A 16,236-nucleotide genomic window follows, 5' to 3' on the forward strand; every position below is an offset into this window, starting at 1 on the left:
TACAGTGTACATTATTTCCTTTCGTGTGACAACAGCCAGGCTTTTGCTTCAAGCCCGCCGGCAAAACCGGTAAGATGACCGGAAGAGCTCAGCAAGCGGTGACAAGGCACTATAATAGAGATGGGGTTCCTTCCGTTTGCGGCACCTACTGCACGTACTGCTTTTATATTATCAAGCTGCCGGGCAATATCTGTATAGGTCCTGGTTTGTCCATAAGGTATGCAACGAAGTGCATTCCAGACCTCTTTCTGAAATGCTGTTCCATCCGGAGTTAAAACCAATGAAAAAGTTGTTCGCTTACCTTCGAAATATTCGTTCAGCTGACGTTCTGCCTCCAGTAATATGGAATGTGCATTATCCTCAACATATATCCGCACACGTGTCCGGTTCGGTTTATCATTTTCCCATAGTACAGCTGCAAGTCCGTTGCTACTGGCTACAAGTCTTAATTTGCCTACCGGCGATCTGATATCTTTATAGAAGTATTCCATTCACTACCTTAGATTTCTAAAACATGTTTGTATCTGTCAATCAACGTCAGGTACAGACGACTGTGCTTATCTATAGCAATCTGAAGATTGGTAGTCAATTTTCCTGTTTCTCCCGTATAATCACCAAATTCATCTTTGACCAGGTATTTTACCGGATCAATCTGCATAAAATCCTCCAGGACCTTATCTTTAAGTAATGATAAAAAATAATCGCTCTCCATTTCAGCGACATCGCCCGCATAATGGCCCTTATTGCAATTATCTAGTGCTGCACGCCATTTATTAACATCATCACAACCAGCTCTCTTACCTAAACAGGAATCAAAAACCTCCAGCCCTCTTTCCGGGGCGTCTTTGTTAACTTTCTCACTCTCATAATATGACTGAAACAGGCAGCCATATGTAAGTGATGCCAGATGCTGCGACAACCGGTCTATAGGTATTACATTACCTTCAACATAGCCATCCGGTCTAATTAATTTGATATATCCATTATAGCCATCCATAGGTCTGGAGAAAATTTTCATTTCTTCGACTCCCAGCCCATCCAGATATTTCTGATTCATAACATGAGCTATGAAATGCCCCAGTTCATGAAAAAAGATAATCTTCAGTTGATATTCATCCATGCATTAAAATTAAATTACCCTAATATAATAACTTCCTGTATCCACTAATCACTGGAAATAAAAAGAATCGCTTTCATTAACTTGAAAGCGATTCTTTTTATTTCCATCCATCAAAGACTTCGCACTACTTCAGCACGTTATCAATCTGCTGGTCTTTTACCTTACCGGGGAAAGCTGAATGACCATCCAGCTGACTGATCTTTAAATCTACGACTTTATGCGCTTCCACCACATGGGTATAGTAAGCCGGCGGATTAATTCCCCATTTTACTGAACTGTTACGTATAGTGATACCTGTTGCATTGTCCAGGTAAAAAGCAGCGGTGCTTCCCTGTACAAATGGGTCGGCATTGCTTGGGCGCCTGTCATAGCTTCCGCCGGGGATAGCGGTGGTTTTGGCGATGTTAACACTTACCTGGTCAAAATAGATATCACTTACTTTATCTGCCGATTCTGCACTTACGTATATTCCGTTCTCGCTGATACATTGAATATTCCGGAAGCTGATGTTGCATACTTTACCAACCTTTCCTTCTTTCTGTCCTTTGGGTAAACGCCAGCCAGCATCTTTATGATTGGCTGTAGCACGGCGGTACGCTGTTACGTAGATGGGTTCCGCCTTACCCCACCATACGTCGGAGAACAGGTGTGAATCAACAATGATATCGGAGAAGATAACGTTGGTGACTGTGCCTTCGTCCCTGTTCTGTATACCTATACCTCTGTTTGATTCAGTGATGATACAATTGTTAAACACCACGTTACGGATACTGTCCATATTCTCTGATCCTATCTTTACGGCACAGGAGCGGGAGGTCATGGTACAATTGTTCACCGTTATATTCTCGCAAACGCCGAATTCAGCAAATTCACGGCGGTTTTTCAGGCAGATGCAATCATCCCCCGATTCAATATAACTATTACTGATACGTACATTCTTGCTATGATCTACATCAATACCATCACTGTTACGTACTTTGAGGCTGTTCAATAATGTGATGTTATCTATAGCGGCATCGTCACAACCTACCAGGTGTACTGTCCAGTAAGCGGAGTTACGGATAGTGAGATCGCGGATACGGATATTCCTGCCGCCTATGATAGTAAGCAGGTGAGGACGTGGATCAACAATATCAAATGGTTTCAGTTCATATGAATCGTCCAGTTCTTTACCCATGAATGAGATACCGTTACCGTCAAGGGTACCGGCCCCACAGATGGTTACGTTTTCCAGGTTATGCCCGCTTATCCACATGGTGCCTTCGCCTTTATTTTCCCTGAAAGCGCTTTGTGTATATAAGCTTTCGTCAGGGCTGGCTAACAGCTTAGCGTTGTTGCCTACTTCAAATGTGATATTGGATTTTAATTCGAACGGGCCTGTCAGGAATGTACCACCTGCTGGCACCAGTACTTTACCGCCTCCGGCTGCGGCGCAGGCGTCTATTGCCTTTTGGATAGCCACCGCATTATTGGTGGTACCATCATTCTTTGCACCATAGTCTGCAATGTTGAAAACAGATTGTCCTTTAGCCTGTATAAAAACAGCGCCGCAAAAAAAAGTCAGAAACAGGAATTTAAACATCATCAGTTCATTAATGGTAGTATATCAGTTTGGTTTGGCCGCCTGCGGCGGGCCAAATAAGTTATTTAGCCATCTTTCCGGGTTGGTTCACTGTTTTGCTGCCCCATACCTTGTCAGGAGTATCCTGCAGATATAGCTCTAATGTCCCGCCCTGCATTATGTTATTGTAAGTTATAAAATTATTGGTGTATGGCGCTCCGTTCCAGGTAGCGCGGGAGATGTATCCGGCGGACCTGCCTGTCTGGTGGCAAATGATCTGAAACGTCTTCCCGTTGGGAAGGCTTAAAGATACTTTGTCAAATACAGGTGTGCAGAGTATGTACTCACCACTTACAGGATCTACCGGGTAGAAGCCCATTGAAGCAAAAATGTACCAGGCAGACATTTGTCCGGCGTCGTCGTTTCCTCCCAATCCGCCGGGACCGCTGCTATATTCTTCTGCCAGTATCTTGCGTACCCGTTGCTGTGTTTTCCAGGGGGATGCTGTGTAGTTATACATAAAAGGGATCTGGTGCCCTGGCTCGTTACCGTGCCAGTATTCATTCTTTATAAAGAGGCTGTCAAGCGAAGATTCCAGTTTGTTTGCCCCGCCCATGAGCTTTGCCAGTCCCTTTACATCCTGCGGAACATAGAAGGTATATTGTCTTGGCGTACCTTCTGTGATATAGCTGACCCGGGTATCAGGATAATAGGGCGTTATCCAGCTGCCATCTGCATGGCGTGCACGTACCATACCTGTTTTTTTATCAAATACATTGGCATAATATCCGGCTCTTTTGATGAGCATGTAGTAGTCGCTTTTTTTGTTCAATGCCTTTGCAAACTGTGCCAGTGCATAGTCATCGTAGGCATATTCGATTGTACGGCTTACCTGTTCCTGTTTGTGGAAGGCATCTTTTACGCTGTCTTCCAGAGGGATGTAATGATATTTCAGGTAGCTGGTCAAAGCCCTTCTGCCTTTTCCGTCAAGGTATTCCTCTTTATTGGCCGGCAATTCAAAAGCGTTACGTCTTACTATTCCGTAAGCCTCTTCTGCATCATAGTCACGTATACCTTTCAGGTAGGCTGAGCTGATCACGGAAACGGTATGGTCTCCTACCATTGCAGATGTGTAGCTGTTCCAGCAGGGGAAGATGGGCATCCAGCCGCCCTGCTTTCCTTTGAGCACAAGAGAGCTGACCAGGTCATTTATGAGAGATGGTGAGAGTATTTCGAACAGGGGTATCTGTGCGCGGTAAATATCCCACATGGAAAAATCATCGTAATAGGCTCCCTTTGACAGCTGTGCATTCTTATAATCTGTTGCAAACATGGGATAGAGGCCATCTACATCGCTGAACAGGCGGGGTTGCTGCATGGCGTGGTAATATGATGTGTAGAAGATCTCTTTGTCCTGTTCGTTGTCTGTTTCTACCCTGATCCGGCCCAGTGTCTTTTCCCATACCGCCTTACTGTTATTTACGGCTGTTTCATAGTTAATTGCAGCGGTTTCTGTGTCCAGGTTTTTCCTGGCGCCATCAAAACCGGTAAAGGAGGTGCCGATACGGAGGATCAGCTTCTCTCCCCGTGCCATTCTGAAACCTGCATAAGCACCTATTCCCGGCTGGTTCATGATGCTGTCTGCGCTGAATATTTTATCTCCCGCAAATGTGCCTTTGCTTTCCGCCATTTTTTCAAAGCGGATGACAAAGTACCCGCTGAAACCGGCTTTTTTTCCCCAGCCCTGGTAGATGCGGTGGGCGGGATTGTATCCATAGATCTCGTTCTTTCCGGTGTCTATTTTTATAAATCCTTCGTTATAGTCACTGTTGGGGGTGATGAGCAGGTACAGGTTACCTGCTTCTTCCATTGTAAACTGCATTATGCCACAACGGGGTGTGGCAGTAACGGCAGCCAGGAGGTTTTGATCCTGCAGGTTGACCCGATATTCATATGGTGTGGTTTTCTCATCTGTATGTTTAAACCTGACGCCATAACCGGTCGTTTTCAGGGCGCCGGTGAGCGGCATTACGGTAAAGCTTCCATAATCCTGTGTACATGAACCACTTAACCAGTGAGAACCCCGTATGCCTTTGAAGATCGTATCCCTGTAATAATAGGGCGCCAGGCATTTCTTTTCTGTCAGCTGCGTTTGAGGTGTCCATTGCGTCATTCCGAAAGGCATGGTGACTGCCGGGATGGTATTGGCAAGGAGCTCAGTGGATTCTCCGTGCCTGAGGGCTGATGCTGTGGTGGCGGCGGCCGTTCCGGCCAGCGGCTGTACATAGCGGGTCAGATCCTGGGCTGAGGTCCGGGTAGCCGGGTATATAAATACAATAAGGAAAATGAAAGTTCTTATAGTCATTGATAGTCTGTGCACGTGGTTCACTGTATTTAATTATTGCACAAGATACTTTTTATCTGCACTAAGAGGTAGTCACATTTTCCGGTTTGGGGGTGACATGCCCTCTGCCGGCATCTTGCATAACAAATTTATTATCAACAATTTTCAACATGTATACACTTTGTCGATACCTGTTTTTTGTCATTTTATGCTGAAAGCTTTCTCTTTGCACCCACTAATCAAGAACATCATGTGTATCAGATCCTATACCTGCACCTACCTGCTGTTGTTACTATCGGGGCTTTTTTTGCTGCCGGTGCACAGCAAGGCACAATCACTCGGTACTACCCCCGCTTTACTGGAGCCGTCAGGTACCCAGTATTTTCAGAACCAGTACCTGGCTAACCCGGCGATGGCCGGAGTGGATACCGGGCTTCATATAAATGCCGCCTACCGTAATCAGTGGAGTAAAATAGACGGAGCTCCTGTCACCCAATTCCTGACGGCGGATTATGCTATGGGTAAACGGGTAGGTGTTGGTCTTAATATATTTAATGATAAAGCGGGTTTACTGAACCGGACCCGTGTGGCGCTGACATATGCCTATCATTTGCCATTGAGTGAATGGGGGCAGCAGCTCAGTTTCGGGCTTTCCCTGGCCTGGAATGTGGAAAGGCTGAGTACCAAAGATGTGGACGGGGAGGTGAACGACCCTTCCATAGGTACATTTAACCGCCGGGACGACTACTTTGAGGCCTCGTATGGGATGGCCTATACCGATGGTCATTTAAACCTGCAGGGGTCTATTCCCAATCTCCGGGGATTGTTTACCGGGACTGACAAGGGTGTAGATGGCGGTAATGTCTTCTTCACAGCCGCATCCTATAAATTCATAACGGAAAGCGCCATCAGCAGTATAGAACCCAAACTTTGTTACCGGGGGGTAAAAGGATATGACAATATCGTGGACATAGGGGTAAATGTGACCTGCCTGGACAACCTGGCTAACGTAATGGCCATGTATCATACCTCAAAAAGCGTGACTGCCGGCATAGGGGTGAACGTATTGAGGACAGTAGCTATACAGGCGCTGTACAACAGCCAGACCGGAGGTATTAAGACCTATGTTGACGGTACTTACGAAATTGGAGCAACTATCCACCTATTCCGATAATTCATCCTATTATCCCTTACCTATTTATATGAAACAGTATTTTAAAACGCTGCTTTTAGCATTTGCATGTTTCTTATGCTTTGTGCCAGGCAAGGCGGGTACACCTTCCAATACCGATTTAGGCCCTGCCTTAACATTAACAGGCCCCATAGCAATTTCCGGTGGTGTTTACACCTTCCAGGTAACTGCCAGTGAAGAAATAACGGGGTTCAGCGTAAGTGATGTGAATGTGCTGAACGTTACGATAAGTAACGCAACAAAACTCAGTCCGACCACATATACCTTTACAATAACAACATTCAGTTCAACCCCGAAGACATTAAATATGTTCATTGGGTCAAATACTGTAACAAGTGTTGCCACCGGAGACCTTAACTTACTACCATCCAACACATTGGCTATAACTGTTGACGCTTCTATTCCCACTCTCCAGTCAGTCTCTCCTCCCACCGGTAAATATTACAAACTGGGGCAAGACCTCGACTTTACAGTCACTTATGATGAGAATGTAGTGGTCAATACCACAGATCCTCCTTCCCTGCCATTGACAGTAGGCAGCCGCTCAGTACAGGCTACTTACCTGAGCGGCAGTGGTACCCAGAACCTGGTTTTCAGGTATACAGCAGCCGATGGGGATGAAGATATTGATGGGGTTACATTGGGCAGCAGCATAACAGCTAATACCGGCGTTATCAAGGATGTGGCAGGACATAATGCGCCGACCCAGTTAAATAATGTTGGCAGTACCAGCGGCGTAAAGGTAAGTACCCACCTACCCTCCGTTGCACTGTCTACTATAGCCCCGGTCCTTGTTAACGGTTCTTTTAATGTAACGGCTGTTTTCAGTGAGGAGGTATCCGGGCTTTCAGCAGGAAGTTTCAGTATAACTAATGCAACATCCATCCTGAGTACCAGTGACAATACCACTTATCAACTTGCTATCACCCCTTCTTCAGATGGGGTCATCAATATTTCTTTGCCAGCAGGGCAGGCTGAAAATTTTGCAACAAATGTCAACTCCGCATCAAACGTACTTACAGTAACAGCTGATATTACAGCGCCGGCCATTTCATCCGTTATTCCTCCTGCAGCCAGAACATATAAACTTTCAGAGGCGCTGGCCTTTATACTGGAGTTCTCTGAACCTGTTACCGTTACCGGCACTCCTACAATTCCCCTCACAATAGGTGGCAGGACCGAAACCGTGAGCTACCAGAGCGGCAGCGGCACTAATCAGCTAACATTCTCCTATACCGTACAGGAGGGAGATAATGACAATGTAGTTATTTTGCCCGGGACCAATGTTATATTGAATGGCGGCGTTATAACTGATATTGCCAATAATCCGGCCATTCTGGCTATTCCTTCTGCTACGATAGGGTATGTGAATGGTATACATCCGACAATCAGTCTCAGTGGGCCGGCAAAGGTAACTACCAGCACCTTTACATTCACGCTGACAGCTTCAGAAGCAATATCAGGGCTGGACGCAACTGATTTCATCCTGTCAGGCATTCCCGACGCCGTTATTTCCAATATTACGGCTGTTGATGCATCAACCATGACAATTGAAGTAACACTTCCGCAGGTAACAGGGGCTGATCTTACCATTTACTTACCGGAGAATACAGTTACCGGGGTTAATGATAATGAGATGTCCAATATTTTAACGATACCTGTTGATAATGTTCCGCCAGCTGTGACACAGGTCTACGTATCAAGTCCCGGTTATTATAACGCTACCCAGACCCTCTACTTCGCTGTATACTTCAGTGAAGATGTGACTGTCAATGCAGCATCTCTTCCTCTTACAATAGGTAATAAAACTGTATCTGCAGCTTATATCAGCGGCTCCGGCAGCAATACCCTTGTTTTCAGTTACCAGGTGCAGGATGGTGATATGGATATGGATGGCATAGCCTTTACAGGAACTGAAATAATACCGGACAACAGCGGCATTACAGACCAGGCGGGCAACAATGCAGATCTGCATCTTAATAATGCTGATCCTGTAAGCGGAATATTTGTTAATACCACACATCCGGATGTAACACTATCCACAGCTACAACGGTAGTAACTGCATCATTTACGGTCAATATTGATTTTACTGAGGAAGTAACTGATTTTACCGGGTCAGATTTTATACTGACCAATGCAAGTGTTACCGAGCCACAATCAACAGATGGCATTCACTATACCGTAGAAGTAACGCCGGATTCTGATGGCGCCGTGAGCGTATCACTGCCTGCCGGCGCAGCCCTGAATATAGGGTTAAACGGTAATAACGCCCCAGCAGGGTCTATCAATGTGATGGCCGATCTTACAGATCCGGCAGTAACAAAGGTGGATGTTCCGGCAAGCGGGTACTATAATACAAACCGTACACTCACTTTCACTGTACATTACAGTGAAGCGGTAATTGTAGATACGACAGCAGGCGTTCCATACATGGCTATCAACCTGGACTCAACCGCTGTACCTGCAACATTCAGCGGTGGTTCCGGCACCAATACCCTGACGTTCAGTTATACTGTACAGGACGGAGATATGGATACAGATGGTATTTCCCTTGATGCAGGTATTTCTTTAGGTGGTGGCGGACATATCCAGGATGCAGCCGGCAACTATGCCCTCCTGGTACTTAACAATGTAGCTGACCCGAGTGGTATATTCATCAATACGGCTCATCCTGATGTAACATTATCCACTACTGCTGTTTCGCCTTTAAACACACCATTCATTGTAACAGTTGCTTTCACGGAAGCAGTTACCGGGCTTGCAGCTACAGACTTTACAGTTGTGAACGGAACAGCCAGCGACTTACAGACCTCTGGTAATACTACCTACACCATAAAGGTTACACCGGCTGCCGATGGTACCGTATCCATTGCTTTACCGGCAAATACAACAGTAAATGTTGGTCAGAACGGGAACAATGCAAGTAATACTATCAGCGCTGCTGCAGATATTACAGCACCTGTTATCAATGCAGGTCAGACATTCACTGCCCGCCAGTACAGTACTACAGGAACAACAGTAGGCACCCCTGCAGCTACGGAGACCTTTGGTACTTTACAAAACTGGACTATCACCTCAGATAATTCCGGCGGTGCTTTTGCTATTAATGCTACTACAGGGGTGATCTCTGTCAAGGACAGTGTTATCCTTAACAGTAAGACGGGAACAGTTGTAACACTGGGCATAACTGTGAGTGATGGTCTCAATACCAGTCAGACAGGCACTGTGAACATTAACGTAACAACTGTACCATTGCCTCCTACTGACATCAATATAGACAATACCGTTATTAATGAAAGAAGCGCCGTGGGAACATTAGTCGGCAACCTGTCTACCGTAACCAACGAGCCTGGAGCCACCTTTACTTACACGCTGGTGACCGGCGCCGGCAGTGATGATAATAACTCTTTCCTCCTGAGCAGTAATCAGCTGCAAACAGCAGCGGTGCTGAGCACGCAGACTAAAACGGTCTATAATGTAAGGATAAGAGCTACAGATAACAACGGGCTGTATATTGAAGAGGCATTTGTTATTCAGCTCAACTTCATAAACCAGGCGCCTGCGTTTGACATTATAAACGATCAGGCCATCTGTTATACTGCTGCCGTCCAAACCATACAACTGACAGGTGTTTCTGCAACAGAAGGCGGTCAGGCGGTAACGCTGACTGTAAGTGCAGACAGGAATTATTTCACTACCCTTACTATTGATGCAGCAGGGAAACTGTCTTACAGTCTACAGCCAGGCGCAGATGGTACAAGCAACATTAGTGTAAGTATAAAAGACGACGGAGGCACTGCCAACGGTGGTATAGATGCTTTCAGCCGGACATTTGCACTGACGGTAAACAGTTTGCCGGTAGTAACTATCAGCACTGACAGCGGGGCAGTTATTACCAAAGGGCAAACCCTTAACCTGACAGCCAGCGGAGCTGATAGCTATAGCTGGACAGATGCAGACGGCATTATTGGCGACCGGGTACATGCCACACTAAAAGTAAAGCCTATGGTAAATACCACTTACGAAGTAACAGGTACTACTACCAATGGTTGCAGCAGCACAGCATTAATCAGCATCAGTGTAAACGATACAAACGATGATCCCGAAATACATGCCGCCAATGTAATTACTCCGAACGGTGACGGCATTAATGACAAATGGGTTGTCCGTAACCTTGAAAGCTATCCGGACAATGAGGTTACTATTTACGACCGTAGCGGCCGTATGGTATACCGCCAGAGAAATTACAGCAATAACTGGGGAGGTACTGTTGACGGTAGGCCGCTTGCCCAGGGAACATATTATTATGTCCTGACTATCAGCGGCAGTAACAAGCCGGTTAAAGGTTTTATCACTATCATCCGTGACTAGTGATGGATATGGAGAAACATAAAAAGCCAGCATTCCTGCTGGCTTTCTTTTTTTAATTCAATTATACTATAGTGCTGTGATCTGCCATTGCTGGTTAGCGCCGCTGTTCCAGTTCCACTGGATAATGCTGCCTCCGTTAGCTGTTGACTGACCATTTACATCCAGGGAGAAACCACTGTTCCTGTTCAATATCTTGTAATAACCATAGCCTATATCTATTATCTGCCATTGCTGGTTATTTCCACCCCAGTAATCCCATTGTACTATTCCCGCTCCTGCAGTTGTAGACTGTCCGTTAACATCCAGCGCCTTTCCGCTGTTCCTGTTAATAATGGAAGTGTAATTACTTCCCAGTGCGTTGAAAGACCATTGCTGGTTGTTTCCGGCCCAGTAGTCCCACTGGTCGATCGTGGCACCATTGGTTGTTGACTGTCCATTCACTTCAAGCGCTTTACTGCTTTTTTTATTGATCACTTTGTAATAAGCGCCGGCAGTAAAGGAAGCATAGGGAGGGGTGATAGTTCCTGTGCCCCATGCGTATTTCAGCCTGGTTAGTCCGGAGTTATTATTTGTTGTAAGCGTTGTACCATTCAGTGTAAACATGCCATAGCTATCGCCGGTCCTCAGTCCGGGCCAGTAAATACCGCCTACGCCCAGGTCATGTAAGGAATTGGTCATGCCCTGCAGGTAGGTGTTGTTTATGTTGGAACCTGGCGCTCCGGTATAGTTTGTGCCATCTGTCATCACCGTACCAAATTCAGTTACAATGGTCCTTGTTGGGTATGCCAATGATTTTACCGGTTGTTCCCAATCGGCCGTTGTTGTTTTGCTGCTTTCAAACCAGGTGTAGTCGTGGAAGGAAAGTAAGCAACTGTCAAAGCGGGTATCGGCGCCTATTGTATTTACGTCTGTGGAATAGCCGAGGCCATCCAGTACGAACCTGTTCTTAGGTACGCCGGGATACCTGGTTATAAACTGGTTATATATGGTTCTCAGATCTGCAGAGTTGTAACCATGAGGTTCATTAAAGACCTCGAAATAGATCAGGGAGTTGGAACGGTAAGTGGCTACGATTGTGTCCCACATTTGCCAGAAGGTGGTTGTGTTGTCGATCGTTCCGTTCCGGGAAGAGGAGCCTTCCCAGTACCCCAGTAATACTTTCATATTCTTTGAAGCGGCTTTGTCTATGCTGCCTTTATAGATCTTCCACCAGGCATTCAATACTGTTGGTGGGTTAACGGGCAGGCGGACTGTGTTGGCGCCGGCGTTCTGGAAGCCGGTCAATATGTTGTCGGCTTTAGTTTGAATAGAGGTGTAGGTATCTGATGAAGTAGTTCCGGAGAGGATGAGTTCATCATCTGCGAAATTGTCGCGGGTATCGGCCCAGTTAACGCCTTTAAAATCGGCTGAGGCGACGGCTACTGCAACCTCTGCTGAGGAGGGGATTAGCAGTTTTTCCTGCGTGTCTTTTTTACAGGCACAGAAAAGCATTACCATGCCAAGAAATGGGATCTTTCTTTTCATACGTGAAATTTTTATAGTAAATGTTAAGATGTTACCGGGTTGGCATCATTGTTCTACTGTTATTAAAGGTTTTCTCTTTTGCTCACTAGTGCTACGACAGGTTACTTTTATTAAATGTAAGATTTACATTTAAATTTAAATACTCCGATTGAGTTTGCAAAATTTTATTTTGGCAGTATGGGAGGGGCTGCGCAAGAAAAGAGTTTTGCCGATGGCAAAACTCTTTTCTTGCGGGGGATTTTTGCGCTGCGCGCAGCTGAAGATTTTCTTTACTGCATAAATATCTTCTTAATTTGTTTATGGAAAGAAGTATCACTGACTGATAAAAACTCATTTATCAGATCTATGCTTGCGGGTGGATAATTGGGAAAACTATAGCGGAAAATAAACTGTTTTAATGCCAGGTTTACTTTTTCTTCTCCTATCAGTTCGTATAACTGATACATGGCAACAAGCCCCTTATTATATGAAATATGAACGTTACCCGGCTTTACTTTATATAATGGTTCTTCTGTAGTATACCCCTTCCCTCTTTCATAAATCTCCTGATGCATAGCTACTATTTTTTTCACAGCTTCAATACCGTGCGCCCTTTTAAAAAGCATCAGTTCAGTATACATAGCCAGAGTTTCGGTAAGCATAGCAGCACCTTCCCTGTCATCCGGCGCTATCTGTGCCGTACCCCACCATTGATGAGAAAGCTCATGACCAGCCAGCTCATTGATCACATCCCGCCGCCTTTCCTTTCTTATATCTGCATGAAAGGTCATTGCTTCACTCATAAAAACAGCAGCAGGATAAGCAGTAGCAGCAAAGCCTTCTGTAAAGCCTGATATCTCGGCAAAGCGGATAGATCTGAATGGGTATTTCCCGAAGTTTTCCTCACAATAGGCAATTGTATTCTTAGCTTCTGCTATTAAATGATATACATTCTCATGATGCGTTGGATGATAATATACTTCGATAGCAATACCGTTTTGTGATGCCCTTTTAACTGCATACTCCCCTGAGGAAACTGCGAACCGGAACGGGATTGGTACAGGCGAGGAATAATGAAAATAATTACGTCCTCTCTCTTTCCAACTGCCGACAATTAAAAAGTTAGCCATAAGTGGTATTTTACTGATGAAATATTGTATCAGGTCATAACTGATCATTCAGTATTTTCGCTTCCATCCGGATACGCCAGATGCAGCTTGTGCTTCAGGGGAATTTCGGTACTATCCTGCAGAACAATTTTAGCGTGAATTGTAAATGTTCCCCAACCTTCTGTTAACAACTTAAACTTTTCTTCCCTATCTTTTACTGTCTGAACCGGCTCATAGAAAGTGGGATGCAAAGTATAAATAACATGATCAACAATATCCAGGTCTTCTTTATCTGCTTCAATCCAGATCCACCATTCCCACCAATCATCTCCCTGGTATTCATATCCCTGATCAATTTTATATCTGGAATCCTTTGTAGGCATGATTAACTTTTTTGAAGATTAATAGACAATAACTGAACTGATTCATAATTTGAAGACCATTCAAATTGGGGGCCTGCTAAAGTAACCTGCACCAGGCAGTCTTCTGCAGGTACATGGCGGATATCTACACATAATCCCTGACCGAAGCGGAATGGCTTCGCTTTATATACCTGCGATTCCCTGCTGCCATGCATGAATTGATAAGTGCATTTCAGGTCTTCCCCCCTGATATAAGGGCGGGCATCCTGGACAATATCCCGGGGTAACAAGAAAAACCGCCTGGACTTCAATGACCGTCTCCATAAAGACAGTAATCCTGCCAGGTCCACAAGAAGTTTGGCTTTATTATCCAAACTGAATTCTATACGTTGCCTGTCGCCCGCAATTCCGCCCTGTGCCTCTACTTCGTTCGCTCTTATCTCTACAGCTGGTATTCCACTGTTTATTGCGATTATCAATTCATCCTTTACCCACTGGTGAGTGGTATACTTTCCGGAAGCCAAGGCTTCTCTGGGGGTTAGAAAGGCCAGCAGACCATCCGCATCCTTAATACGGTTCGTTACTTCCTGCGATATAATTTGTCCATGCAGATCTTCGCCTGTTATGACAGTAGCATCGAACGATTGTACGAGTGGAATGACAAGATCCTTTATCCACTTATCATTCTCATTGTACCCAAAACCGATGAATATTTTCATTGTTATTAACTATTAAAATATCAGTTAATCAGGCAATTCCTGCTGATCTCCGTGATTCCAGACAGCATTACATATTCCGATACTTCCCTTTTTTATCCAGGAAGAATATTCTGCGTTTAACCAATGCTTTATTCCAGCCTCTGAAGATGTAACAATACCCAGGTCCATATATTCAGGCAGATCTTCTTTCAATAAGGACGGATGTCTCCATGCGCAGGCGTTGTCATAATCCCCCGAGGCTCCGGTTATTCTCCCATATTCATAGGGCACCCAAAGAGAGCCACGGGTATTGGGACTCATAATAGTAATGACATGTGTACAGTTGATCAACGCCATTTCTATAATGCATGCAGTTAAAACAGAGATCTCTTCCTTTGTATAATTCCGGTTACCATCAAGGCTGCGAAGACTGGGGTCCAGTACATCTACCCAAAACTCGAATTTACAATGAGCAGCTAACTGGGCTATCCTCAAAGCATAGTGATCATCTACCTGTCTGTGTGATATAAATAGACGTGGGCAGGAAGATGCAGGTACGGGCCGTTTATACTCGCTTAATATATTTAACAATTTATGTGGATTCCCATTATACTCCCTCCAGTCACTCACCCCAATAATTCCACTATCCGCCGGGAATCTATCAAATAAACGTTTCTGATCATGCTGAAAGTAAATGTAATTAGGCATATCAAGTTATTTACAATCTGTTTTCCAGGAAATATTGCACGTCTGCAGCTATGGTTGAAATATCATTCCTGTTCTTCAGCGGCAGATAAATGTTACCACCTATGTCTGCCGGCATTTTTGTCCCCTCTTCCCTGATTATTAAAACTCGTTCTTTACCTTTTGCCTTCATAAAGTATCCGGCTTCAAAAATTACGTTGTCCCTGGGTGAAGCCTGGTTCTCATTATTCTCAAGTTTATCTGATGCTGTAAATAGAAAAATAGCGCACTGGCACGTGTTTACTGCGTTTTCTATTTCTTCCAGTATTGTCCCGCCCTGAACAAAGTTTGCGCGATATTCTTTGACCCTGAGATTCAGTCTGTTGGTTAAAAAAGCGACCAATGAGTTAGCCACATCTTTAGCTTCCCCGGAGTACCCCAGAAATACCTGAAACCGATTGTTGACGGCACGTTTCCAGGCATTAAACCTCCCGATGAAATATTCATCATTATTAAACCAGTTATTATCTGCGGTGGATGGTATTGAAGTATAAATGAAGCCCCCTCCATTATAAAAGATACCACGGTCGGCAATGCCTTCTTCCGACAGTATGAGCAGGGGAAGTTTCAGAGATGCAGCTAATGCACCTTCATAGTGGTTATATTCTGTCGGTATTTTTGCGCTCTCCTTCTCATTTGACATTGACCAACGGCCAAGGCCCAGGATAACGGCACCATCACACTTTTTTAAAATGCTATAAACAGTATCAAAATTCCATACCATATCTTCTGCCAAGCCAGCTTCCATAAAGATCTGCGGCTCAAATCCGGCATTTCTGATCTGTTTTATAGTCTCATCTTTGATCCTTCTCTGAGGAGAGTCTTTTTCGAGTTTATAAATGCAACTAACGAAGATCCGGGGTTTGTAGGCTTGCATATTGACTTTCGAATTTAATTGATCACTATCTCTTTACAGGATACTATAATGACTTTATCCATTATCTTTCTATGGGATAATTAATAAGAAAGGTGCTTTTCATTCTTTATGATTGTGTGGTACAAGACATTCCAACTCCCTGTTAATCTTCAGGGGTTCATGCGTTCAGCACAGTGATCAATCCAGTAAGGGGTATATTCTTGCTAAGAGGTATTTGTATTGGTATCCTAACGTATTGCCGCCGTCTCAGTCTTACATCAAAAATGGTCATTGGGATTAAATACAATATTAAGGTACAGCAGTAAATTCTATTCTCCAAAAAATTCTATATTCAAAAAACCTGATTTCCAGTTT

The 16,236-nt window shown here is 44.6% G+C and carries 12 protein-coding genes; 2 read left to right on the top strand and 10 right to left on the bottom strand.

Annotated features, from left to right (window positions below; genetic code table 11):
- Positions 1-11: 11 nt before the first annotated feature.
- The 4 genes from GO493_RS17100 to GO493_RS17115 form a co-directional block, all read right to left on the bottom strand.
- Positions 12-491, bottom strand: a complete 480-nt coding sequence (locus GO493_RS17100; protein ID WP_157307439.1) for a methylated-DNA--[protein]-cysteine S-methyltransferase — start codon at positions 489-491, stop codon at positions 12-14.
- Positions 492-499: 8 nt separating this feature from the next.
- On the bottom strand, positions 500-1,120 hold the full coding sequence (locus GO493_RS17105; protein WP_157307440.1) for a hypothetical protein: 621 nt from the start codon (positions 1,118-1,120) through the stop codon (positions 500-502).
- A gap of 124 nt (positions 1,121-1,244) precedes the next feature.
- Positions 1,245-2,705: a glycoside hydrolase family 28 protein gene (locus GO493_RS17110; protein ID WP_198315743.1), complete on the bottom strand. Its 1,461-nt coding sequence runs from the start codon at positions 2,703-2,705 to the stop codon at positions 1,245-1,247.
- A gap of 58 nt (positions 2,706-2,763) precedes the next feature.
- A complete protein-coding gene (locus GO493_RS17115; RefSeq protein ID WP_317165436.1) occupies positions 2,764-5,061 on the bottom strand; it encodes a GH92 family glycosyl hydrolase in 2,298 nt (765 codons plus the stop codon).
- A 214-nt stretch (positions 5,062-5,275) separates the two neighbouring features.
- Between GO493_RS17115 and GO493_RS17120 the strand changes: the two genes are divergently transcribed.
- Entirely contained in the window at positions 5,276-6,199 is a 924-nt protein-coding gene (locus GO493_RS17120) for a PorP/SprF family type IX secretion system membrane protein (RefSeq protein ID WP_157307441.1), read from the top strand.
- 28 nt (positions 6,200-6,227) lie between these two features.
- A complete protein-coding gene (locus GO493_RS17125; protein ID WP_157307442.1) occupies positions 6,228-10,589 on the top strand; it encodes a T9SS type B sorting domain-containing protein in 4,362 nt (1,453 codons plus the stop codon).
- A 66-nt stretch (positions 10,590-10,655) separates the two neighbouring features.
- On the opposite strand, the gene GO493_RS17130 is transcribed toward GO493_RS17125, so the two are convergent.
- The 6 genes from GO493_RS17130 to GO493_RS17155 form a co-directional block, all read right to left on the bottom strand.
- Positions 10,656-12,113, bottom strand: coding sequence for an RICIN domain-containing protein (locus GO493_RS17130; RefSeq protein WP_157307443.1), 1,458 nt, complete (start codon positions 12,111-12,113; stop codon positions 10,656-10,658).
- A gap of 269 nt (positions 12,114-12,382) precedes the next feature.
- Positions 12,383-13,222, bottom strand: coding sequence for a M1 family aminopeptidase (locus tag GO493_RS17135; protein WP_157307444.1), 840 nt, complete (start codon positions 13,220-13,222; stop codon positions 12,383-12,385).
- A gap of 44 nt (positions 13,223-13,266) precedes the next feature.
- A complete protein-coding gene (locus tag GO493_RS17140) occupies positions 13,267-13,584 on the bottom strand; it encodes a pYEATS domain-containing protein (RefSeq protein WP_157307445.1) in 318 nt (105 codons plus the stop codon).
- Positions 13,585-13,586: 2 nt separating this feature from the next.
- Positions 13,587-14,282, bottom strand: coding sequence for a hypothetical protein (locus tag GO493_RS17145; RefSeq protein ID WP_157307446.1), 696 nt, complete (start codon positions 14,280-14,282; stop codon positions 13,587-13,589).
- Between the two features lie 24 nt (positions 14,283-14,306).
- Positions 14,307-14,969 carry a TIR domain-containing protein gene (locus tag GO493_RS17150; protein ID WP_157307447.1) on the bottom strand — a complete coding sequence of 221 codons (663 nt, stop codon included), beginning with the start codon at positions 14,967-14,969 and terminating at the stop codon, positions 14,307-14,309.
- Between the two features lie 10 nt (positions 14,970-14,979).
- Positions 14,980-15,882 (bottom strand): TIR domain-containing protein, encoded by a 903-nt coding sequence (locus GO493_RS17155; RefSeq protein WP_157307448.1) that lies wholly within the window; start codon positions 15,880-15,882, stop codon positions 14,980-14,982.
- Between the last annotated feature and the right edge of the window lie 354 nt (positions 15,883-16,236).

The organism is Chitinophaga tropicalis (assembly GCF_009758205.1).
Taxonomy (GTDB): Bacteria; Bacteroidota; Bacteroidia; order Chitinophagales; family Chitinophagaceae; genus Chitinophaga; species Chitinophaga tropicalis.